Origin of the sequence: Ectopseudomonas oleovorans (assembly GCF_029845265.1) — a bacterium.
GTDB classification, from domain to species: Bacteria; Pseudomonadota; Gammaproteobacteria; order Pseudomonadales; family Pseudomonadaceae; genus Aquipseudomonas; species Aquipseudomonas oleovorans.
The window spans coordinates 13,989-36,905 of sequence record NZ_JAOCLK010000034.1; the positions used below are offsets into that span (position 1 = coordinate 13,989).

The following is a 22,917-nucleotide window of genomic DNA, read 5'->3' on the forward strand; positions in this document are numbered from 1 at the left end:
CTACTGCTTTCATGTCCATGCCCTTCGCTTAAATGGATTTACAGGATTCCAGCCACTGACTGCGCGCCACTTTGCCGCTTTTCATGTAGCTATTCAGATTCTTCCAGTGGGTGTCGAGGTAACTGCGCAGGTTGCTTTTGCTGCGCGCCGCCATTTGTTGAGCCACCACACTGACTTGCGGCTCGACGGTGGCCGAGGTGTAGTTGAGCGCACCACTGACCACCGTGTCGGCATAGTAGTTGAGCATGAAGTCGAGCACCTTGCGATGACCTTCGAGCTGCTCTTTGCGTGCATCGCAGCGGCTCATCTGGTCATCTTCACCTGCTCCACAACTACGCTTGTAGTTGCCTTCCAGAGTATCGAGGAACATGCCGTCGTCCTTGAGCTTGGTGCAGAGGAAAGCACCCAATTGCAGTTCGGAGCGGATCGCCTGGTCGCGTTGCTCGTCACGTGCCTGGGTGTTGGCACGCAGATCGCCACGCAGCTTTTCCAGTTGCTGCTTGAGCGCGTCATCCTGCACGCCGCTGGCGATGCTGGCGATTTCCGCGACCGGATCCTTGTTGTCCTTGCTGCCTGTGGCCTTGCTCGCTGCCGGAGTACCGAGTTTCTTCCAGTCCTGCTCGACCTGCTTGATGCGCTCGCGCGAGGTCAACACCGGCGCCACCAGGGCCAGGCGCACACCGCCGGTCTTGAGCTTGTTCTGCTCGCCAGCGCTGGCGTAGTAAGGCTGTTCCTGACGCAATGCGGTGCGCAGCTCAGCCTGCGGCGTCAGGTAGTTACCGCCACGCACGATATAGCCGCCAGCCTGGCCGTGCTGGCGATCGAGCTTGTTCAGGCGGAAGGGTTCGAAGAGCATCTCATCGACGTTGCCCAGAACATCATGCAGGCCCAGCGGATTTGGCTTGAGCAAACCGGTCAGTTGCAGCTTGCCATTGGCCGACTGCGCACCAGCGAACCACGCATAAGCACCGAGCCCACCATCCGGCGTGGGGAAACGAATATCGCGAAACTCGGACTGGGAAACGGCCATGCCGCCACGTGCGGCAAACTCCCACTCGGCCTCGGTCGGCAGGCGCAGGAAGCCCGCTGCGCCATCCTCCTTGGGCAGCTTGGCAGCGGCATTCTTACGTAGCCACAGGCTGTATTTGTCGGCAAAGGCAGTGGCGTCGAACCAGCTGACGCCGACCTGCGGCAGGCGCAGCTTGGTCGAAGGCGTCGGGCAGGTATCGTTCATCACGGCCTGGTATTGCAGCTCGCTCAACTCGTACTTGGCCAGCAGGTAATAGCGCCCCGGTTCCGGTTTCTGCACCGTGAAACTACCGGCGATATAGCTGGGGCGGGCCTGCTCGATGTAGCCCCACTCGTCGCTGTCCTGACCGAGGGTCACGCCATAGTCACCCATCGGGCTGGCGACTGGAACCTGTACCTTACGCAGCACCAACGAACCCTCGCACGGCATCGGCAGGATCACGTCATCGGCCAGCGGTTTGGGGTTGTAGTACTTCTCCTCCCAAGCAGCCTGGGCCGGCAGACTGCCCAGCGCCAGCAACGTCGCCGCTGCCAGCAAGGCCTGCTCAGAGGTCACGCAGGCTTTCAGCCGGTTGAATATGGATCGCACGAAACCCTCCTACAGCCGCCACGACGATGGCGATCAGCAATGCACTGGCGAAGGCCAGCAAAATATGAATGTTTTCCAACTTGCAGACGAAGCCGTCGTCGGCCAGGTTGGCGCCCAGCGCCGTATTGAATACATGGCTGCCGACCAGGTAGGCAGCGTAGCCCAAAGCAAAAGCCAAACAGGTGAGCAGCGCCGCCTGAACCATCACGTAGGCGCCAGCAGCCGAACGCTGAAAACCAAGCAGACGCAACAGCGCCAGATCCTTGCGCTTGCGGTCGATATTGGCGAGAAAGGCCCCGGCCAGCGAGGCCACGCAACCGATCACCGCGGTCCAGGCGATCACCGCGAAAATCAGGCCGAGCACATGGCTGATGGCCTTGACCGACTCGATCTCACGCGCCCGCGTGCTGCTCTCTATGCGCTCGCCATCAAGCCAACTGGCAATGCTGGCCACATCATCCAGGCCCCGGGCGTAGATGCGCGCACGGGCATAGCGCTCGCGCACCGGCGCCACCTCGCCGGTGAGGAAGCCGAACATCGGCACGGCATAACCATCGCGAAAATTTTCCATCGCCACCAGCAGATCAAGGTGCACCAGCACCGCCGGCCGGGTAAAGGCGCTGTTCTCCAGCACCCCACCCACGGTCACCGTCAGTTCGCCACGCTCGTTACTGCCATCGAGCTTGCGCAGCACCAGCAGACGCAACGTATCGCCGACCTGCACGCCGAGTCGGCTCGCCGCACTGGCGCTGAGCAGTACCTGCTCCAACGTCGCGGGCGACGGCAAAGCGGCGATCAACGGATCGCCACTGGCTGTCGGGATGACTTCGGCATTAGCGACAAAATGCTGACTGTCGCGCTGCAGGTCGGCCTGGGTGTTCAGCGAACGGGTCAGCGGGATGACGAAGCCTACGCCGGGCTGGGCACGCAAACGCTCGAACCAGCCGCCGGCCAAGTCATAGTTGCCGAGCATGCGCACTTCGAGGTTGCGCGGGTCGCTGAGCAGCTCATCATTGAGCTGCGAGACCACGCCATGCTTGAGGCCAAACAACAGCAGCAGGGGCGCGATCACCGCCACCAGCGAGGCGACGATGCACAGCGACACCTTGCGGTCGTGCCACAGGTCACGCGCTGCCAATTCGATCAGCAAACGCAGACGGGGGCGAGTCTCAGGCCGCGTCATGGAACACCGTGCCGTCGGCGCTGGCATCGACGGCGCTACCCTGCAGCGTGCCGACGATGTTGCGGATCGCACAATCGCGCACCAGATCCCAGTCGTGGGTAACCAACAACGCGGCGATCTGGAAACGCTGGACGATTTCGATGATCAGCTCGAACAAGCGTTGCGCCTGCAGAGGATCGAGCGCTGCGGTCGGCTCGTCGGCCAGCAGCAGGTCGGGCTCATGGGCGATCGCGCGGACGAAAGATACGCGCTGGCGCTCGCCGATCGACAGTTGCGCCGGCAGCTTGCCCAGCAAGGGTTGCAGGCACAGACGAGAGATGGCCTCGTCGACCAACTCGCTCTTGCCAGGTAGACCGAGCATGCGCCGGGGCAACTCGATATTCTGCCGCACACTGAGAAACGGCAGCAGACCGCCACTCTGCAACACGAAGCCCAAACGCTGAGCGCGAATATCAGCCAATTGCGCCTGGCGGTCATCGCGCAGCAGCGCGGCAACATCCAGCCCATCGGCATCTCCCAGACGGAACTGGCCGAGCCCATCGGGACGCAGGATCAGACCAATCATTTCCAGCAGCGTGCTCTTGCCACAACCGCTGGCGCCGGTGATTGCCGCCACCTCGCCACGGCCAAGAATCAGGCGCGGCAAGACGATCTGGTAGTCGCTACCCCGGCGAATGCGCATGTCCTCGATATGCAACATGACCCAAGTCCTAAGGCAAAGCCTCCAGCGGCACCGGGTAAACGTGCTCGCGTGGGTCACTGCCCGGCGCCAGGGATACCCAGCGGTCGGCATCGGCGTTGTAGCGTTGGTAGTACTTGAGCTTGGTGTTCAGGCGCCGAATGAATTTCTCCTGCTCAAGCCCTTCCATGCCTTTCCAGGTTTCCTCGTCGAGGCTGAGCACCTCGCTGAGATAAGGCAGGCCATCAAGGTATTCAGCCATCAGGCCCATGTCGGCGACCTTGATGGTCTTGTCCTTGAGCTGGTTGGGATCCTTGCCCATGGTCGCGGCCACCGAACGCAGGCGCTCGAACATGTCGCTGGGCGAGATCAGGCCTTCGTTAGCAGCATCGGCGATCTGCTTGACCACATCGCTAAGGTCGCTGAGCTGACTCTTGGTCATCAGCACACGCACGTCGGTAGTGGGTACATCCTGACGCACGAAGTCACGGTCACTGATCCACGCCTGAAACACCGGCGGCGCACTGGCACCGGTCTTTTCGCCGAGGTAGGCCAGGCGCATGGCGTGTCCGAGCAGCTCGGCATCCTCGGCCAGGGCGGTATCGCCACCTTTGCCGGATTTCGCCTTGGCGTACTCCGCATCGGCCCCCAGCGCGCTACCGGCCGCCATGTCGCCGCGATAGGCCGCCTTGACCTGTGCAGTGATGGCATCGCCAAGGCTGTCGACCATCTTGCCGAAGCTCTCGACGTTGCCGGCATCCACCGGGTAGTACAGCGGCTTATTGAGGAAAGCGTTGGTCGACAAATCCGTGTACTGCGCCTCGGCCGAGGCATGGTTCTTCGAACCGCTCGGGGTCTTCAGGTGCAGGCTGTAGATCGCCACGCCACGGTACTTGGCCTCCAGGCGCACCTGCTCGGCGTTGAGGCCAGTGGACGACAGCTTGCTGTCACCATCGACTGCGCCCGCATCGGTAACCAGTACGATGTAGCGTGCACCGAACTCATTCCACTTGACCTGATCCAGCGCCTGCATCACGCCGGCGTAGGTGTCTTCGTCGTAACTGCTGCTGGACGCAGTTGCCGGTTTGAGCTCGGCGACCTTGGCCAGGAAGTCTTTACCGTCCTTGACCGTGCTCGGGTCGACGTACATCTTGCTGACGTATTCAAGCTTGGGCACTTCCTTGGTGCTGGAGCGGTAGGCGACTAGACCGAACTTGACCTGATCCAGCAGCTTTTCCTGCTCGACGTGGTCGTAGATACGCTTGACCGCCTCACGGGTACGGTCGATGTACGGCCCCATGGAAATGGTCGAGTCGATGACGAACACCACGGCGGCGCTGAACCCCTTGAGGGTGTTGGCATCGGCCGTGGCGTTCTTGTCCGCGCCCTGCTTGTCGGCCGACTCCGCCGCACTCACCGAAGCGACGTTGAGCAGGCGCACCTGGAAACCCTTCTCGGTGAAGGTTTCCTCGGCTTCCAGCACCGGCAACAGGTAGAAATTCTTCGTCAGATCCACCGCGTAATCCGGCTCGCGGGCAGCCACCGCCGGATCACGGCCATTGGCCTTCATGTTGGCCAGGATCGGCTTGAGCAGTGGCGCCGGGTCGTCCTTGGCAAAGAGCTGTTCGAGGCTGTCCTTGTTGCGGAAGAACAGCAGCGGATCACGGCCGGCCGGGTTGGTCAGGGCCAGGGTCATCTGCATCTTCCACGGTACGGCGCAGTCGCCCTTAATCCAGCCGACGGTCTTGCCATAGCTGTCAGGGCCGACCTTCAGCCACTCGGCGTTGCCTGCCTGCTCACGCTGGTACACGTAAAAGCGGGTGAATGCTGGCTGCGCTTTACCGCCACTAGCGCCAGCGCTATCGCCAAGCTGGCAGGTCGGCGTGGTCAGCACGCGCTGGTAGAGGGTCTTCTTGCCTTCCTGCAGCAGCGGTTTGTCTGCCGCCATCAGTGGCGCTGCTGCGCTCAGCAGCAGGCCGGCAAACAACAGTTTGACGCCCGGGGCGGTGCGCACGGTCATTTCTTCAGCTCCTCCAGCCGCTGGCTGGCGTCCTGATTGTCCGGGTCGTTGTTCACGGCAATCTCGTACCAATACATCGCAGTCTCAGCGTCAGCCGCTTCGATGCAACCACCGCTGGCATAATGCGCCGGGTCGTACTCGCGGGCATAGGCATAGGCAATGGCGGCATCGCCCGACTGCGCCTTGTGCGCATACAGACGCTGCACCACGCCACAGCGCTTGGCATCCTTGGCAACGGCGATCACCTCCAGCACCTGTTCGCTGGACGGATTGGACTTCAGGCAGGCCTGGATGAAAGACAGATCCTCCCTGGCATCAGATAGGGCTTGCGAACTGCACGCGGCCATCGCCCCTACCACTGAAGCCGGCGTGTCGCTTGGCGCGATATCGGTCGACGGCGTGCGCAGCAGGAACCACCAGGCCGCAACCGCCAGGGCCAGGATGAGCAGTATGGTGATCAGGATCAGCGGCAGCTTGCTGCCTTTCTTTGCCACCGGGGTCTGAGGTGATGGAGCAGGCGGCGCTTCGACAACTACCGGCTCAGGCACGGGTACTGAAATCACCTCGGGCTCAGGCGCAGGCGGCTCGGGCAGTACTTCTGGCAAAACCGGCACGATGACCGGCTCGGCCTTGCGCTCAACCTTCTTCTCGTCATGCGTCGAGTTACCTGCTGCCTTGGAGGACAGAATGCTGCCAAGGATGCGCAGCACACCCTTGTCGCTGCCGTCCTCGTTACGCAGTTGCAGCATGTAGGCCATCTGAGGATCAAGCATCAACGGGTCGATCAGCCAGGGGCCGACCTCGCCACTGAGTTTTTCATCAACCAGGTTCAAGCCATCGAGCGTATGCCAGGATGGGCTCGTATCCCATTCGCCGTTTTCACCGAGGTAGCGGCCATCCTGATTGCGCTGCACGGTCAGTTCGAGGGCGTCACTGCCCTCCTGCCAACCATGTACGGTCAGCTCTCCATGACCAGGTTGGCCGCTCTGCGCTGCCTTCAGTTCGATTCTCAACATGACTTATTCCGTCCGATCCGCATGCAGGGTGGCGAGCACCTTGCCCAGCGTCTCGTTCTGCTCCGGTGTGATTTCTCGGCCGGCACTGTGACCGGCGTTGTCTTCAGCGATCTTGGCCAGCGCCACCAGCCAGTCGCCCACATAGTTGCGCGTGTGTTCCAAGGGTTGCGCCGGCAGTTGCGGCAGCTTGCCCGGGACGATAACCGGCGGCGCCTGGAACAGCTTGGCGCCACGCTCGATGCGGCTGTCGGGACGCTGCTCCAGCGGTGACTCGATGAACCCTAGCCAGCCGATGAAATCACCCAGCACGGTTTTCGCGGTGAGCACCTGACGTCCGGCCAGCTGCTCGCGTTTGGTGCCAATCTGCTCGGTACTGACGATGGCCTGCAGCAGGCGTGTTTGTAGGTCGAGGCGACTAGCGCCGGTGATGAGCTCATCAACCAGAGCCTCGACCGCTGGCTTGGAGAAGCCCAGATAGGTCATCAGACGCATGTCTTCAGGCAGGTGGCGCAGGTGGCTTATCCACTCACGCAGTACGGCCTGGGCGAAACGTGCATCGCTACCGCTGGAGCGCAGCGGTAAGGCATTGCTCGACGAGCGAGGCGCCGACTCGCTGTCGCCGAACAGATCAAAACCATCGTCGTGTCCCAGGTCATCACCCAGGTTGAGCGCCCCCCCGCTCACAACACCGCTGCTCGCACTATCGCTCACCAGAGCAGTAGGTTCTTCGTCATCGGCGCGCAGGTACAGACCCCGAACCAGATCGTCAGGCAATTGCATTCTCTGCAACAGTTCACCCAGCAGAATGCGCCGCGGCCAGACCGCGTCGAAGATCTGCTTGGCGATCTTGCGCTTCTTCTCCAGCTCGCCGGCGCCTTCTGCCTGATACCAGTGGCCAAGCCGGTTTTCCAGCAGATGCAGTACATCATCGAGCTGTTCACGAATACGCCCCAGCTTGACCTCGCGCAGCGCCACGCCACGCAGGTACTGGCTGATACGGCCCATGCCGCCATCGTTCAGCTCCAGCATCGCGTCCCAGGCCTGCTGCGGCTGGTTGACGTGGCGCTGTACAGTTTCGTCTTCGACGAAGGTACTGCGCATCAGCCCCAACGAATCCTGGGCAGCGGCGTTGATACCGATCTCTTCACCAGCCTGCACGTCGAGGAAGGTCACCTTCATGCGCGGTTTGCGCACCAGGAAGGTGTTATCGAAGGACTGACCGGCCGTCCACTCCTGCAGCCAGGTGTACTGGCCGAAGCGTTCGAGCATGGTCATCTTCATCATGCCGCCGCTACCCCAACCGAGGCGCAGTAGGTCTTCGCCCTTGTCCAAGTCGCTACCAATGCGCATGTCGAACATGGTGATGGCCCACAGCAGGCCCGGCTTACGCAGAGCACGCTCTTCAGGCTTGGCGCCCTGGGTCTTGTCGATCCAGCGGGTCAGTACCGGACCGACAGCGGTGACGTCGGACTGCTTGTTCGATGGCGTACAGACGATCAGCACGTTCATTTCCTGGCTGTCGGTGTAGCGCTCGAACAAATAGGCAACCTTGCCGCGCAGGATCAGTTGCGCCACCGGGCTGGCTTCGTCGCTGCTCACCGCGCGACGCACGTCGTCCAGCGACTCGACCGACAAGCGGCCGCGATAGCCGGGAAAATCGAGCAGGTCGACCTGCTCGAACAGCGGCTCGCTAGTAGGCTCAACCAACGGGAACACCAACTCGACGGTGAGTGCGGCCAGTTGCGCCAGGGACAGCTCGACCGACGCACGCAGCTCGCCGTCAATGAATGGGCGCACGCCGATGCGCTTGTCGCTGTCCTTGCCCAAGCGCTCGAGCATGTCGACGTTCATGATGCTGTCGGCCTGCGACAGGCCCTTGTCGGTCTGCCGCACCAGGGCATCGAGCGGAGCGAATACGCGATCAGCGTTACCCAAGCTGCTCAGGGTTCTGGCGAAGCTCTGGTAGGCCTCGCTCAACTCGTTGATCTCACCCCAGAAGATCGAGAACAGCCGGGTGCGATCCTCCACCGCCAGCCAGGGCGCCAGCTCCACGGCCACGGGCCAGTAGTACCCAGCCAGACCACTCAGCGACGCCGGGAAACTGCCTTGCAGGTAGTCCCACAGGGCCACCACGTCGTCCTCGCTGACTCCGGGCACCGGCTTGAGCTGGCGGCGCTGGCCGAGTTCCTTGAGCAGTTGGCGGATGGCCGCTTCGTCGAAGCGATAGGACACCTTCTCGGTGTTGAAGTCGTTGAAAAAGGAGTTGGCCAGCACCTTGGCCACTTCCACTTCGCCGAACAGCTTCAGCTCCAGCGGGAAATCGTCCGGGCCGGGGCGCGCAGTACGGCTGAAACGGGTGACCAGGCCGGTGGCCTCTTTGCCTCCACCCGGCGGATTGACATGGGTGAGGAAGTCCAGACGACTGCCACCGAAATCAGTCTCCAGCTTGCCGTTGGCACCGGCAGCCAGGGTCGAGATCAGGTACGACTTGCCGGCCTGGGACAGACCGAAGAAACCCACGGTCATCGGCAGGCCGGAAACGCCGCCCAGGCGTCGGGCGGTATTGCGCACGCGACGCAGGCTGAGGATCAGGTCGTCCGCTTCGTTATCCAGGCGTGGCGCGCTGCGGCGCACGTCGCCGATCCAGCGGATCGCCTCGCCGGCACCGGTATGAATGGCGGCCCAGTGTCGGGTCAGTTGCTCAGGCGAGTTACTCATTTGCGAAACACGCTCCCGCTGTCGAGCCAATATTGGGATTCACCCAGCCCGGCGTCGGACAGGGTGTTGAGGCGCAGGCGAATGTGCGAGCGGCTGACCGAACCACTGTTGGATTCGGCACCAAGAAATTCGAAGCTCTCGCTGCCTTCAGCCGGATTGCGCGAAGGCTTGATGCCCAGGCGCACCTTGAGCACCAGCCCCTGGGAAGCGACCTGCTCGCGCAGCTTCTGGTTCTCGATGCTGAGGATGTACAGCGGCGCTGCAGACCAGCGTTCGTTGGCCAGTTGGCGGAAGCCCAGGCGCATGGTGCCGCGCATATCGAAGGTCAACTCGGGCAGCTCGTACTCGGGGTCGTCGAGATCGATATCGCGGAAGTAGACGTTACCGTCCTTGATCACGTTGTTGTTGTCGATCAGACCGAGGAACTTCAACGTCGAGTAGGGTTTGAACGCCGCCGAACGGAAGAAGAAGTTGGGCAGCCGCAGGCTGCGGCTGAGCAGACAAAGCATGGCGCCGACTGCGGCCGTGGTCTTCGGGTCCTCGATACGGTCGAGCTTGTTGAACGGGTACCAGCCACCGGTGCGGTACTGGTTGAGTGGCAGGATGCGTCCCGGCGGCAACGGCAGCAGCTTGCGAAACAGCGCCTGCACACCGGGCAGACGCGACGGACGCCCAGTGAGCAGAAGCACATCGCAGGGGTAGCTGTGGACAACTTCGCACAGCGCCTGAATGGTCTTGCCGATGTTCATGCGATCGCCGATGAACGCCTCGTGAATGCGCCGCAGACTGACGTTGAGCGTTGTCGCCAGCAGGTCGAACGGCTCGCTGCCGTTACCCAGTTGGCGGCGTACGGCACTGCTGAAATAGTCAAGCACATCGTCGGTGGGACGCTCGTCGCCAAGCAGTTCACCGAAAGTGCCTCTGACCAGGGTGCCGGCATCCAGCGGGTCATATTGTTCGTAGGCCTTGAGCAGGCGCAGACCGATAGGGCTGAACAGTTGCAGAGTCAGTTGCTGGCGCAGCACGGCGTCCTGCACGGCCAGCGGCTCGCTGCCAATCAGCTTGGACAGCAGCGCATCAGGGTTGTCGACACCCGCATCACGCAGCGCCGAGCCCAATGCCGGTAGGACGAACTGGCGGATCACGTCGAGCAGGATGTCGTCACCGGCGACCTTGAAACCATCGCGAAAACGCTGCGAGGGGGTGATATAGACGTTGCTGCCCACGCCATCATCGAGCCGATATTCGGTGATCACCAGGTCGGTGGTGCCACCACCGATATCGATCGAAGCGATGGTCAGACGATCCTTGTGCGGCTGATCCGGACGCGCCATGGTGGCAAAGAACTCCTCCGGACGACCGGCGAAGTTATTCTGCGTTTCGTTGAACAGGTAGACGACCTGGCCGCAGGTGGCCTCGTCCCACTGCACATGCACTTCCGGCAGGAATGGCCAAGCGGTCTCGCGGCTCTTGGCGTCCTTGATGTTGATCGGATCGTCCTCAGGGTGCCAGCCAAGGCTCTTCCACACCAGGCCGATGGCCTGCTCCATGCACTTGGCGAAGATTTCGCGCTCGGGCTTGGGCATCGACGGCGGCACGGTGAGGATGATCGAGCGCAAGTGGCGCGGCACGCGCGAATGGCTCATGCGCAGACGCTGCGACGGGCTGTTTATCTGCATCAATGCCTGGCCGAGCACTTCGCAGAGCATGAAGGTCATCAACGAGCTGCGCGAATAGTGCGGGTGGAACACCGGCATGCGTTCGTCGAAGGGCAGGCTGTAGAGCGCCTGACCTTTCTCGTTGATCAACCCGGCGACTGGCGCAGCAGTGGCGTGCGGCTCGCTTTCGGATTTGACGTAGGCGCAGTTGAAGCGCCAGCCCGGCTCGTAGTTGTCCTCGTCCCACAGGTAACGCTTCGGGCTGGACAGGCCGGTCGAGCCTTCGGTTCCACGCCGGCGACTGGCCAGACGTCCGGCCTCGCGACCAATGCGGGCGATGGTCGGCCACTGGAAGGCCTCGCGACGGCCACTTTGCACCGAAAAGTGATCCTTGCCGAATACCGCCTGAGCGAACTCGATACGGCTTTCGAAAGGTTCTGGATAAACGTGCTCGGGCTGGGTCAGGTCACGCAGTTCCAGCTCATAGCGCTTGCTCAGGCCATCATTCTCCTGCGGGTGATCCTCGATCAGGATGCCGCAGGTGCGCGAGTTGCCGACATCGAGCACCATGTCCACCGGAATCGCCTTGTGCAGGTCGCTGTCGCGGTTGGACACCACCTTGAGCTCCGGCACCAGCAACGCCGTACCGAGCAGGTGCAGCAAGTTGAGGTAGTGCGCCTGGTGATAGAGCTCCTGACACTCGTGCTCGATGTCATCGAACTGCATGCGTATCGGCGGCAGTTGCGCCTGCTCGGTGAACACTTCGCGTAGCCAGCCATCGACCCAGGCCAGGTCGAGGAACCAGCCCATCTCGTCGGCCTGATGTGCCAGGGCAAATGCCGCGCCGGCTCGCACATCGTCACTGGTCGGCGCCAGATAGGCGGTATCGCTGCGGCTGGCGAATACTTTGGTATCGAAGGCCAGGGTCACCCGGTGAGTATGACCATCTGGATCCTCACCCTCCTTGAGCTCGATGATACGCATACGCGCCCAGTTCGACGGGCCATCGTCGAAACGCCGAGGTGGGCTGAAGCGAAAGAATGGCAAGGGTAGCCAGAGCCCTTTGAGCAGACGCACCGACTGGTCGACCGCTACGCTGTAGGCCGGGCTCACAGGACTGCCCGGGGCTGCCGGATGGAAAAAGCTGTTGCTGCGTTCATCGAACATCAGCCGCGCCAACGGGCCATCGTTGCGCTGGCGCACGAACTCGCCAGGTAGTTCGCGGCGCAGTTCAAGGGTCACGGCGAAATCCAGGAACTGGACACCGCTGCCCATGATCAGGGTGATCTTATCTTCGTAGTCGGTCTTTTCTGGAAACATGATGCGTTTTTCCGCCCTGTTCTCGGGTCGTGGCAGGCCGTTGGAACTGCCTGGAATTTCAAGGGCCTGTTACTCGACGCCCTGCCTCATGGACATGGGGAATTGCTTGTTCTCATAACTACCCGTGCAGTCAGCAGCGCTACGGCTATCCGGGCTGCACACGACTTCCGGCAGCTTGTAGCTGCTGCCATCGTTGCAGGCAGCCTGCCCCTGGTTGTTGATCGCCAGCTTGCCGCCCTGCATCGCGGCATTCACCGCACCAGAGCACTCGACACCATCACCACGTCGCACCTTGACCTGCCCCTTGCCATCCTTGAAGTCATAGTCGAGTTGCATGGGCTTGCCGGTCTGCGCATCCTGAATACCGGCACCCGCTTTCCAGTTACCGTTGAGGAACTCAGTGGAGCCGGTTTCCAGTGCCTGCGGGGGAATGCTCAGGTCTTGTGGTACGTCCCGACCCGGCGGTTGCTTGCGAGGTTCCTGCTGCTCCTGTGGCGGGTCGGCTGGTGGCTCCTCAGCGGCTGCATCTTCAGGCGCGGACGGCGGCGGTTCTTCGCCCGGTGCATCGAGCTCGTCGTGTGCAGCAGCGCCCTCCTCCTGCTCGGCAGCGGGAGACTCTTGTCCGTCCGGCAGTTGACCATCGATAGCAGCACCCGACCCGGCGCCATCGACCGACCCACCACGACCGAACACGCCGATATCACGCTCATGCACCGGCAATCCCGGCAGATCGATGCGATCGAGGCCGAGTGGCAACTCGACCGTTGGCGCACAGGCGCGCAGCAAGAACAACAGCAACAGCAGGAGCAGTGGCAGGAGCAACAGCCACAGCCAGCGCCACCAACGCGACTTCTTCACCACCTCAACCGGCACGGCGGCGGCCAGCGGGGGCGGCGCGAGCGGTGCTACTGGCGCAGCGCTGGGCACAGGCGGACGCAGACACAACAGCGGGTCGTGATCATAGGTTCCCGCGTGATCGGTGAACCCCCAGAAGGTGATGACGGGCTTGCCATCGACCAGGTAGACATGGTCGCTGTCGGGAAAGTGAATGGTTTTTTCCAGCAGGCGACCGAATATCTGCTTTTCCCGGTTCTGCGCGTCAGCACGCATGCTTTCGCTGGTAGCACCCAGTTTGGCGTGCATCACCTCAAGCTGAGCATAGGCATTCGCGCGCTCCTCAACCGTGGCCGCCGACCAGGGGATCACGTCGCCCTCTGCAGGCGCGTACCAATCGATGCGGTCACCGGTTTCGTTGGGCTGCGGAATGGCTAGGCAACTGGAGGCTTCGCGCCCCATCTTCAGGCGAATGGCCTCGCGCAGTTGCAGCGCGGCGCTGTACACCGGCTGACCATCGACACCCAGCGCCTTGAATTCCTGAAGGTTACCCGTGCGGAGCAATGCGCCTGACATGTGCGGTCATCCTTTCCCTGGCCATCTGAAAATAGAAATTACGGCACAATCATTCCAAATGACGTTGGAAGATCGCGTCAGTCAGCAAGGCTAAAAAGCCTTTTGTATTCAAACGTTAGCTGTACTTAATTTTTCGAAATGTGACATAGACATCGCTTCATGGGAATGCTTTTCGGCGCAAAAATCAATCTGCGATTAACTCTGAATCGATCCCTTATGCGTTTATGTTGAGCTACCTAATCTATCTCTTCTTGCCACTCTTCCGGCAATTGCGGATCGACCGTCAACCAGGACAGCCGGCTGCTCACCCAGATATGCCGATCCGCCGGGGCTTGCTCCGGCTTGTCCAGCGTGGCGACGGTTACATCCAGCGTATCCGGGCTGAGCGAAGTGAGCAGCGCCAGATGTGCACCGCAGTCCGCACAGAAATAGCGTGTACAGCTGGCTGATGAGGCGAACGCCTTCGGCGTGCCGCGCAGCCAGTGAAATGCCTGGCGCGGTACCGTGGCCCAGGTAGTGAGAATGCCGCCACTGCTGCGCCGGCAGACCGAGCAATGGCAGTGCGCGATATCCGTCAGCGGCGCATTGATCCGATAGCGCAGTGCACCACACTGGCAGCCGCCCTGATGTTCGACCTTCATCTTGCCTCCGCCTTGCATTGCCCCGCGCCGCTGACCAAGATGGGCGCTCACCACCACCGGGGGTTCCCGTGATAGACCTGTTGCTGGCCTTGTGGCCGCTGTTCGCCATGATAGTCGCCGGCTACTGGCTGCGCCTGCGCGAGTTCCCCAGCGAGGCTTTCTGGCCGGGTGCCGAGCGCCTCAATTACTTCATTCTGTTCCCTGCCCTGCTGTTCTCCAGCCTGGCCCGTGCGCCGCTGAACAATCCGGCCTTGCCGCGTCTGGCATTGGCGGTGCTGCTCGGCCTGGGCATCGCCTGGCTGGCGCTGCTGCTGGTGCGGCGCCTGCGTGGCTGGCCGGCGGGGCGTTTTGGCGCCTTCACTCAGGGCATCCTGCGCTTCAACACCTACCTGGGCCTGGCCGCGGTCGGCAGCCTGTTCGGTCAGGAGGGCCTGACCCTCGCCGCGCTGATGCTGGCCCTCATGGTGCCGACGGTGAACGTGCTGTCGGTGTGGTCGCTGACCGCCGAACGTGGCGTCAGCGCGCGCAGCCTGCTGCTGCCGATCATCAAGAACCCGCTGATCCTCGCCTGTGTCGGCGGCGCGCTGTTCAACCTCACGGGCATCGGCCTGCCGGGCGGCACGGATCGCCTGCTCAGCCTGCTCGCTGCAGCCAGCCTGCCGCTGGGCCTGCTCTGCGTTGGCGCGGCGCTCAAGCCGGCACAGCTTGGCGGTGAAATCCCTGCACTGACCTGGAACAGTGCGCTGCGTCTGCTGGCGATGCCGCTGCTGGCCTGGGGCGTGGCCTGGGCGCTGGCCCTGCCGGCCATGGAGAGCGCCGTGCTGGTGCTGTTCTTCGCCCTGCCCACCGCACCGACCGCCTACGTGCTGACCCGCCAGCTCGGCGGCGATAGCCAGCTAATGGCCGGCATCATTACCCTGCAGACGCTGTTGGCGGCCGGCAGCCTGGTGGCGATCATGATGTTCTTGGCCTGATTGACCAGCACGGGCGCTACTCCACGTAGCTCTCGATCAGCCGCTGATATTCACCGCGTGCCTTGAGCGCCTCGAGCCCGCGATTGAAGCGCTCGATCAACTCGGTAGCACGCGGATGCTGCCGCGAGACGATGAAGTGCAGCGTACTGCTCTGAAACGGCACCCGTGACCGGTGAAACTGCGCCAGATCAGCGCCAGCGCTGTGCAAAGCACTGCCCCCCAGGTTACGGTCGGCAATGAACAGGTCGTCACGTTCGAGCAGCAGCAGCCGTGCGCATTCCTGCAGACCCAGTGGAGAATGACGGCGCAGCACACCCTGCTCGACCATTTGCTGGATCGCCGCCGGTGGCTGCCAGCCCAGCGGATAGCAGAGTCGCCGGCCGATCATGGCGGGCAGATCATCGAGCTCGATGTGATCACCGGCCCGGCTGAAGATGTATGGTTCGGCCACATAAATGGGCGCCGAGTAGAAAAACTCCGCCTCGCGCTCGGCAGAACGGATGTAGGGAAAGGTGGCGTCGTACTCAACGCGCTTGGCTTTCAGGTAACCGCGGTTCCAGGGCAGCCAGTCGAGTGTGATTGCCGCCCCCTGCTCGGCCAGCGCAGCCCGCACCACCTGGGTGAGCATGCCCTGACCAGGCCAATGCCTTGCCAGTGAACGGCGCATAGTCATCGCCCGTAGCCAGGTGCAGCACCTCCGCTCGCACCGATGTGCACAACAGCAGGCCAAGCAGAGCCGCCCCCCAGAATTCCACCATCAATCTCCAATAACTGGCGTGCATGCGCCTTACTAACCCTGATCATTGACTCTCGCTGTCGCAAGCCAGGCTGTCCAGTGCAACCCGGTTATAGAGCGACAATTCATCAGGTTCTCTTGATACGGAACAAGAGGCATTGCAAGACTACGACTATCCTTGCTGCACCACGAACCGACTGCGACACGCCGATGAACGATACCAGCGCCAACGACCAGCCCGATGTTTTCCCCTACCTGCAGCTGATGCATCAACATGCCGGCTCGGACCTGTTCTTCAGCGTCGGCGCGCCGCCGCACATGAAGGTCGAAGGGCATAGCCAGCCCGTCGGCCAGCGCATCATGAAGGCCGGTGAGGTGCAGCAGCTGGCCTATCAACTGATGACGCAGAAGCAGATCGCCGAGTTCGAACGCGACCTGGAGATGAACCTGGCCGTCAGCCTGCAGGGCGCCGGGCGTTATCGGGTCAACGTCTATTACCAGCGCGGCGAAGTGGCCATGGTGGTGCGCCTGATCAAGAGCGAGATCCCCAGCTTCGAGGCACTTGGCCTGCCCGGGCTGCTGGAGAAACTGGCCATGCAGGACCGCGGGCTGATCCTGGTCACCGGCGCGGCCGGCTCGGGCAAGTCCACCACCCTGGCGGCGATGCTGGATTTTCGCAACCGCCACAAGAGCGGGCATATCGTCTGCATCGAAGACCCCATCGAGTTCCTCCACAGCCACCAGCGCTCGATCATCGACCAGCGTGAAGTCGGCCTGGATACCCACAGCTTCGCTGATGCCCTGCGCAACGTGCTGCGTGAGGCGCCGGACGTGATCATGCTTGGCGAAATCCGCGACGCCGCCACCATGCAGCATGCCCTGCACTACGCCGAAACCGGCCACCTGTGCGTCGCCACGCTGCACGCCACCAGCAGCAGCCACGCCATCGAGCGGATCGCCCGCTTCTTCCCCGACGATGCACGCAAGCAGGTGCTGGCCGATGTGGCGCACAACCTGCTGGCGGTCATTGGCCAACGTCTGGTGCCGGGTATCGCCCAGAAGCGCGTGGCGGCCGTGGAGCTGATGCTCGGTACGCCCTATATCCGCGACCTGATCCAGCGCGACGAGCTGGAGGAGTTGCGCGAGGCCACGGCGCGAGCGGCCGAACAAGGTCTGCAGACCTTCGACCAGCACCTGTTCGCCCTGCTCGAAACCGGGCGCATCAGCCTGGCCGAAGCACTCAAGTTCGCCGACTCGCGCACCGACCTGAGCCTCAAGTTCAAACTCGAACGCGGCTTCTCCGCCGACGACGCCGAGCTCAAGGTGCTGCGCGACGGCTGAGCAGCACCGACGGTCAGCGCCTTCAGTCGCCGCTGCTCACCCGCTCCGGCGCGGCCGGCTCCACCCCGCGCCAGGCATACCAGGCGAAGAACAGGGCCATCAGCAGGTAGCCGTGAACGAAGTCCGGCGCGGCATACCAGGCCAGTTTCGGTGCATGCATCAGGCCGACGAAGGCCATGCCCGCAGCGATCAGGGCAAACACCGTGGCCTGGCGGAACTGACGATCGATCACCGCCACGCACATGGCGCCGAGCAGGATGGCGCTGAACATGGCGCCCTGCCCCAGCGCGCCGATGGCGCTGGAAATGCCCTCGACCACCTCAGGCGCGCCCCGATTGAAGCGGGTCATCAGGTAGTTGGCGAAATACGGCAGCATCGCCAACGCCACTGCTGGGTAGTAACGGGCGTGGTTGCTGTTGAACGCGGTGGCGATCATCGACATGCCGACGAATACCAGGATCGGCGCCACCACCGACACCGGAATCAGCGCGGCGATAAAGGCGATCAGACCGAACATGGTCGCCAAGCCGTACACCGCGCCATTGAGCAGGCTGTAACCACGCCCGGCGCCCATCCACTTCGAACCCACGGTGGCGATGTACACGGTGGTCGGGAACACGCCGCCGAACAGCGCCCCGAGCGAGGTGCCGAGTCCGTCTACCGCCTGACACTCGCGCACGCTGTAGCTGTCACCGGCGGCGCTCATGGCCTCGACGTTGTTCATGGTCTCGATGGCGTTGTACAGGGTGATCGGTAAAATTACCGTCATCAGCGCCAGCAGAGTGGTGAACAGCAGGCCCAGGCCTTCGTACCAGGCCAGGTTGGGCAGCAGCGGGTAGAAACCCAGGTGGGTGAAGGCATCGCTGAACTTGCCGCCGTCAGCCGCGCCGATCAGGTAGGCCAGCGCGGTGCCGACGACGATGGCGAACAGCGAGGCAGGGAGGCGGAACGGCATGCTCACCCGCGCCACCAGGCCGACGATGGTGATGGCCAGCACCAGCAGGCCGATCACCGGAATTTCCAGGGTCTTGAACAGCATCTCGCCGGCGATGAAAGTCAGCGCCACGCCCGCGACGGCACCGAGCAGCGCCGGGCGCGGCAGGTGACGCTGCATCCAGCCACCGACCAGGCCACAGGCGGCTTCGATCAGGCCGCTGACGAAACAGGCCGCCACCGCCACCTTCCAGGCCATCTCGGCGTCACCGGTGAGGGTCTTGGCCGGCAGCAGCACCCCGAACAGAAAGACGAACATCACCGGCGTGCTGATGCCGTAGGACAGCGCGGTGACGTCGGCGCGGTTCTCCTTGCGCGCCAGACGCGCGGCGCTCCAGGCGTAGTAGAAGTTGCCGGCCATCACCGCCACCGCCGCCCCCGGCAGTACCTGACCGAACACGATTTCGGCGGGAAAGCCCATGCCCAGCATGCTGATGGCGATGATCACGAAGTTGGCGATGTTGTTCTGGAACAGGGCGAAGAACGCGTCGGTGTCTTCCTTCTTGTACCAGGGGTAATGCACGCGCGGCGTCGACATGCTGGCTGCGTCCTTGTTGTCTGAGTGGTCAGGGCGGCGAGTCTAGCAACCTGGCAGGCGAGCATAAACGCACAAGGCAGCCGAAGCTCAACGCCTGTCATATAGGCTTCGCAAATCCCCTCTTGCGTAGGAGCCCCGCCCCGGGGCGAAGCTTTTGAGTCTGCGTCGCCCTGGTTCGCGGCGGGGCGCCGCGCCTACGCAAATGGGGGCATGATCAATAAACGAACAAGGCAGCTGAAGCTGCCTTGTCGTCAGTGCCAAACCAGCTATGCGGTCTGCGCCAGCTTGCGACGGCGCTGCAGCAACACCACGAGACCGAACAGCAGGAAGCCCGGAATCCACATCAACTCCTTCATCCAGCGGTCGGTCGGTGCCCGCACGTTGAGGATCTGCTGGTCGAACTCCAGACCGGCATCGGCGGCCAGGCTGCCGAAGGTGACGTTGTCCACCAGCACCTTGTCACCCTCTTCGTAGAGGGCCAGGCCGAGCTTCTGCAAACGCTCCTCTCCGCTGGCACCATCAGGCACCGGCAGCAGCACGGTAAACTCGCGCGGATCGCCCACGGCGTTCTCGCCGAGAATACGTAGACGCAGCGAGCTGCCGTCCTCGACCCCATCGAGCGCTTGCGCCAGCTCGGCCGGCGGCACCTCCTGGTAGGGGTCGTGCAGCATGTCCATCCAGAAGCCGGGGCGGAACAGAGTGAAGGCCACCAGCAGCAGCAAAACGCTTTCGTACCAGCGGCTGCGCACCAGGAAGAAGCCCTGGGTGCCGGCGGCGAAGATCAGCATGGCGATGGTCGCCACGATGAAGATGATCACGCCGTGCCAGAAGTCGACGTCGATCAACAGCAGGTCGGTGTTGAAGATGAACAGGAACGGCAGCGCAGCGGTGCGCAGGCTGTAGAAGAAGGCCACGATACCGGTCTTGATCGGATCGCCCTTGGACACCGCGGCCGCAGCGAACGAGGCCAACCCCACCGGCGGGGTCACGTCGGCCATGATGCCGAAGTAGAAGACGAACAGGTGCACCGCGATCAGCGGCACGATCAAGCCGTTCTGCTGCCCCAGCGCCACCACCACCGGCGCCAGCAGGCTGGACACCACGATGTAGTTGGCGGTGGTCGGCAGGCCCATGCCGAGGATCAGGCTGAACACTGCCACCAGGATCAGCATCAGCAGCAGGTTGCCCATCGACAGCAGTTCGACCAGATCCGCCAGCACCAGACCGACGCCGGTCTGCGACACCGCACCGACGATGATGCCGGCCGCCGCCGTGGCGATACCGATGCCGATCATGTTGCGCGCACCGGCGATCAGGCCTTCACGCAGGTCGATCACGCCATCGATGAAACGGCCATGGTCATGGCTGCCATCGCGACGCATCCAGCTCAGCAGCGGGCGCTGGGTGAGCAGGATAATGATCAGCATCACGCTGCCCCAGAAAGCCGACAGGCCGGGAGACAGGCGCTCGATCATCAGGCACCAGACCAGCACCACCACCGGCAGCAGGAAGTGCAGGCCCGAGAGCAGCACCGCGCGGGTCTGCGGCAGTTCTTCCAGCGGCGCATTGGGGTCTTCCGGCGGCAGTACCGGTACGCTGGCGGCGACTTTCAGCAGCGCCAGGTAGACCACCGCGAGCAGAACACCGATGACCGGCAAGGCATATTCGCCAAGTGCCGGCTTGAGCCAGCCGAGGCCGTAGTAAACCGCCAGCGACAGACCACTGATCAGCGCCGCACCGAAGGCGAAGCCGGTCAGGCGGCGCAGCCAGGGCTTGGGCTGGGCGCTGCCGATAGGCTGCAAGCCGAGCTTGAGCGCCTCGAGGTGAACGATATAGAGCAGCGCGATATAGGAAATCGTCGCCGGTAGGAAGGCATGCTTGATGATCTCCACATACGGCATGCCGATGTATTCGACCATCAGGAAGGCTGCAGCCCCCATCACCGGCGGCATGATCTGGCCGTTGACCGAGGAGGCCACCTCCACCGCACCAGCCTTCTCCGAAGAGAAGCCGGTGCGTTTCATCATCGGAATAGTGAAGGTACCGGTGGTCACCACGTTGGCGATCGACGAACCGGAAATCATCCCGGTCAGGCCCGACGCCAGCACCGCCGCCTTGGCCGGGCCACCACGGAAGTGGCCGAGCAGGCTGAACGCCAGTTGGATGAAGTAATGCCCGGCACCGGCGCGCTCGAGCAACGCGCCGAACAACACGAAGAGGAACACGAAGCTGGTGGACACCCCCAGGGCGATGCCGAATACGCCTTCGGTGGTGATCCACTGGTGGTTGGCCAGGGCATTGAAGCTGACCCCGCGATGCGCCAGCAGGCCCGGCATATAAGGGCCTGCCAGGCTGTAGAGAAGAAACACCAGGGCGATGATCGCCAGAGGTGGGCCAAGCGCACGGCGCGTGGCCTCCAGCAACAGGGGAATACCGATGCAGGCGGTGACCAGGTCACCCGTGGTCAGGCTGCCAGGGCGCAGGGCCAACTGCTGATAGAAGATGAACAGGTAGGCGGCACTGGCCGCGGCGACCAGGCCCAGAGCGATATCCAGCAGCGGCACACGATCACGCGGTGAGCGCTTGAACGCCGGATAGGCGAGGAACGCCAGCAGCAGGGCAAAGGCCAGGTGAATGGCGCGGGTCTGGGTATCGTTGAACACACCAACGCCGAAAATGAATGGCAGCGGCGAAGCGATCCACAGCTGGAACAGCGACCAGAGCAGCGCCAGGCCAGTAATCACCTGGGCCATCAGACCGACGGGCGAACGCGCGCCGACGTCCTGGGCAATCAGTTCTTCGGTGGACAGTTGCTTGTCATGCATGGGGCGAACCTGCATTTGAGTAAACGAAAAACGGCAAAACCCGTAGGCCGCAGCCTACGGGTTTGCTTAACACTAGAGGCGAATCGGGCAATGCGCTCGCTGCGCACCACCCATAAGCCCTGCGACGGGATCGACAGGGCCGAAGGCTTACAGCCAGCCGCGTTCCTTGTAGTAACGCTCGGCGCCCTCGTGCAGCGGGGCAGTCAGACCGGCCTTGATCATGTCGGCTTCCTTCAGGTCAGCGAAGGCCGGGTGCAGACGCTTGAAGCGGTCGATATTCTCGAATACCGACTTGACCAGTTGGTAGACCACTTCCGGATCCGCCTGGGCGCTGGTGGACAGCACGGCCTTGCCACCGATGGACGGCGTCGGCTGATCGTTGCCCTTGTACAGGCCACCCGGGATATCTGCCTTGGTGTAGTAGGTCTTCTCGGCCAGCAGCTTGTCGATCTCGGCGCCGGTCACCGGCACCAGCACCGCGTCAGTGGTGGTGGTGGCTTCCTGGATCGCGCCATTGGGGTGACCAACGAAGTAGGTCATGGCATCGATGTTGTTGTCGCCCAGCGCGCTGGCCTGCTCGGCCGGCTTCAGCTCGGCAGCCAGGGCGAAGGCGGAACGATCCCAGCCTTTGACGGCCATGATCTCTTCCAGGGTGTCACGCTGGCCGGAACCCGGGTTGCCGATATTGACGCGCTTGCCCTTGAGGTCATCGAAGCTGGCGATGTTGGCATCGCGACGAGCGAGGATGGTGAACACTTCGCTCTGCAGCGAGAACACCGCGCGCAGATCGCTCATTGCACCTTCAGCGGCGAACGGTGCAGCGCCATTCAGCGCCTTGTACTGGTGGTCGGACTGCATGATGCCGAAGTTGAATTCGCCACTGCGAATGCCGTTCACATTGGCCACGCCGCCGCCACTGGCCGGGGCGTTGCACTTGATGCCGTGCTCAGCCGAGCCACGGTTGAGGAAACGGCAGATGGACTGACCAGCCACGTAATACACGCCGGTCTGACCGCCGGTACCGATGGTGACGAACTTTTCTTCGGCCTGTGCTGTGCCACTCAGGGCAGCACCCGCAAGCGCGGCAGACAGGACCCATGCCAAGGATTTGCCTTTCATGGGATATCTCCTTTCTCTGTTATTGTGAGCGAACGCGCCTTGTGAGCGGCGTCAGGGAGGGAAGTCTAACCGCTTGCGACGAATATGTACGCCTTGTTGACCAACCGGTCGTATCTCATTGTGTTGGA

15 protein-coding genes are annotated in these 22,917 nt (G+C 62.7%); 2 read left to right on the top strand and 13 right to left on the bottom strand.

Going from position 1 to position 22,917, the window contains the following annotated elements:
• Positions 1-28: 28 nt before the first annotated feature.
• From N5J71_RS16345 to N5J71_RS16385, 9 genes are all read right to left on the bottom strand, one after another.
• The gene (locus N5J71_RS16345; RefSeq protein WP_017676116.1) at positions 29-1,585 is read right to left on the bottom strand and encodes a formylglycine-generating enzyme family protein; all 1,557 of its coding nucleotides are present in this window, start codon (positions 1,583-1,585) and stop codon (positions 29-31) included.
• Positions 1,575-2,801, bottom strand: a complete 1,227-nt coding sequence (locus N5J71_RS16350) for an ABC transporter permease (protein ID WP_039965414.1) — start codon at positions 2,799-2,801, stop codon at positions 1,575-1,577. The genes N5J71_RS16345 and N5J71_RS16350 overlap by 11 nt, the downstream gene beginning before the upstream one ends.
• Positions 2,788-3,501 carry an ABC transporter ATP-binding protein gene (locus N5J71_RS16355; protein WP_075750776.1) on the bottom strand — a complete coding sequence of 238 codons (714 nt, stop codon included), beginning with the start codon at positions 3,499-3,501 and terminating at the stop codon, positions 2,788-2,790. The genes N5J71_RS16350 and N5J71_RS16355 overlap by 14 nt, the downstream gene beginning before the upstream one ends.
• A gap of 10 nt (positions 3,502-3,511) precedes the next feature.
• Positions 3,512-5,500, bottom strand: coding sequence for a vWA domain-containing protein (locus N5J71_RS16360; RefSeq protein WP_112211100.1), 1,989 nt, complete (start codon positions 5,498-5,500; stop codon positions 3,512-3,514).
• Complete coding sequence (locus tag N5J71_RS16365; protein ID WP_004425302.1) at positions 5,497-6,516, bottom strand: hypothetical protein; 1,020 nt, start codon at positions 6,514-6,516, stop codon at positions 5,497-5,499. The genes N5J71_RS16360 and N5J71_RS16365 overlap by 4 nt, the downstream gene beginning before the upstream one ends.
• A gap of 3 nt (positions 6,517-6,519) precedes the next feature.
• The gene (locus N5J71_RS16370) at positions 6,520-9,234 is read right to left on the bottom strand and encodes a putative virulence factor (protein WP_279917235.1); all 2,715 of its coding nucleotides are present in this window, start codon (positions 9,232-9,234) and stop codon (positions 6,520-6,522) included.
• Positions 9,231-12,212: a virulence factor SrfB gene (locus tag N5J71_RS16375; RefSeq protein ID WP_075750786.1), complete on the bottom strand. Its 2,982-nt coding sequence runs from the start codon at positions 12,210-12,212 to the stop codon at positions 9,231-9,233. Before N5J71_RS16375 ends, N5J71_RS16370 begins: the two co-directional genes overlap by 4 nt.
• Positions 12,213-12,281: 69 nt before the next feature.
• Positions 12,282-13,622: an SrfA family protein gene (locus N5J71_RS16380; protein WP_075750787.1), complete on the bottom strand. Its 1,341-nt coding sequence runs from the start codon at positions 13,620-13,622 to the stop codon at positions 12,282-12,284.
• A gap of 236 nt (positions 13,623-13,858) precedes the next feature.
• Positions 13,859-14,263 (bottom strand): GFA family protein, encoded by a 405-nt coding sequence (locus N5J71_RS16385; protein ID WP_004425315.1) that lies wholly within the window; start codon positions 14,261-14,263, stop codon positions 13,859-13,861.
• Between the two features lie 68 nt (positions 14,264-14,331).
• Between N5J71_RS16385 and N5J71_RS16390 the strand changes: the two genes are divergently transcribed.
• Complete coding sequence (locus tag N5J71_RS16390; RefSeq protein ID WP_004425318.1) at positions 14,332-15,237, top strand: AEC family transporter; 906 nt, start codon at positions 14,332-14,334, stop codon at positions 15,235-15,237.
• Positions 15,238-15,253: 16 nt separating this feature from the next.
• On the opposite strand, the gene N5J71_RS16395 is transcribed toward N5J71_RS16390, so the two are convergent.
• Positions 15,254-15,904, bottom strand: coding sequence for a substrate-binding periplasmic protein (locus tag N5J71_RS16395; RefSeq protein ID WP_279917236.1), 651 nt, complete (start codon positions 15,902-15,904; stop codon positions 15,254-15,256).
• A 279-nt stretch (positions 15,905-16,183) separates the two neighbouring features.
• Here N5J71_RS16395 and N5J71_RS16400 point away from each other — a divergent pair, with 279 nt between their 5' ends.
• On the top strand, positions 16,184-17,314 hold the full coding sequence (locus N5J71_RS16400) for a PilT/PilU family type 4a pilus ATPase (protein WP_074855839.1): 1,131 nt from the start codon (positions 16,184-16,186) through the stop codon (positions 17,312-17,314).
• Between the two features lie 22 nt (positions 17,315-17,336).
• Here N5J71_RS16400 and N5J71_RS16405 read toward each other — a convergent pair whose 3' ends face one another.
• The 3 genes from N5J71_RS16405 to N5J71_RS16415 all read right to left on the bottom strand — a co-directional run bounded on the left by N5J71_RS16405 (position 17,337) and on the right by N5J71_RS16415 (position 22,789).
• Positions 17,337-18,845, bottom strand: coding sequence for an NCS2 family permease (locus N5J71_RS16405; RefSeq protein ID WP_279917237.1), 1,509 nt, complete (start codon positions 18,843-18,845; stop codon positions 17,337-17,339).
• A gap of 266 nt (positions 18,846-19,111) precedes the next feature.
• Positions 19,112-21,670, bottom strand: coding sequence for a TRAP transporter permease (locus N5J71_RS16410; RefSeq protein ID WP_125874191.1), 2,559 nt, complete (start codon positions 21,668-21,670; stop codon positions 19,112-19,114).
• Between the two features lie 147 nt (positions 21,671-21,817).
• The gene (locus N5J71_RS16415; protein ID WP_279917238.1) at positions 21,818-22,789 is read right to left on the bottom strand and encodes a TAXI family TRAP transporter solute-binding subunit; all 972 of its coding nucleotides are present in this window, start codon (positions 22,787-22,789) and stop codon (positions 21,818-21,820) included.
• Positions 22,790-22,917: the final 128 nt, after the last annotated feature.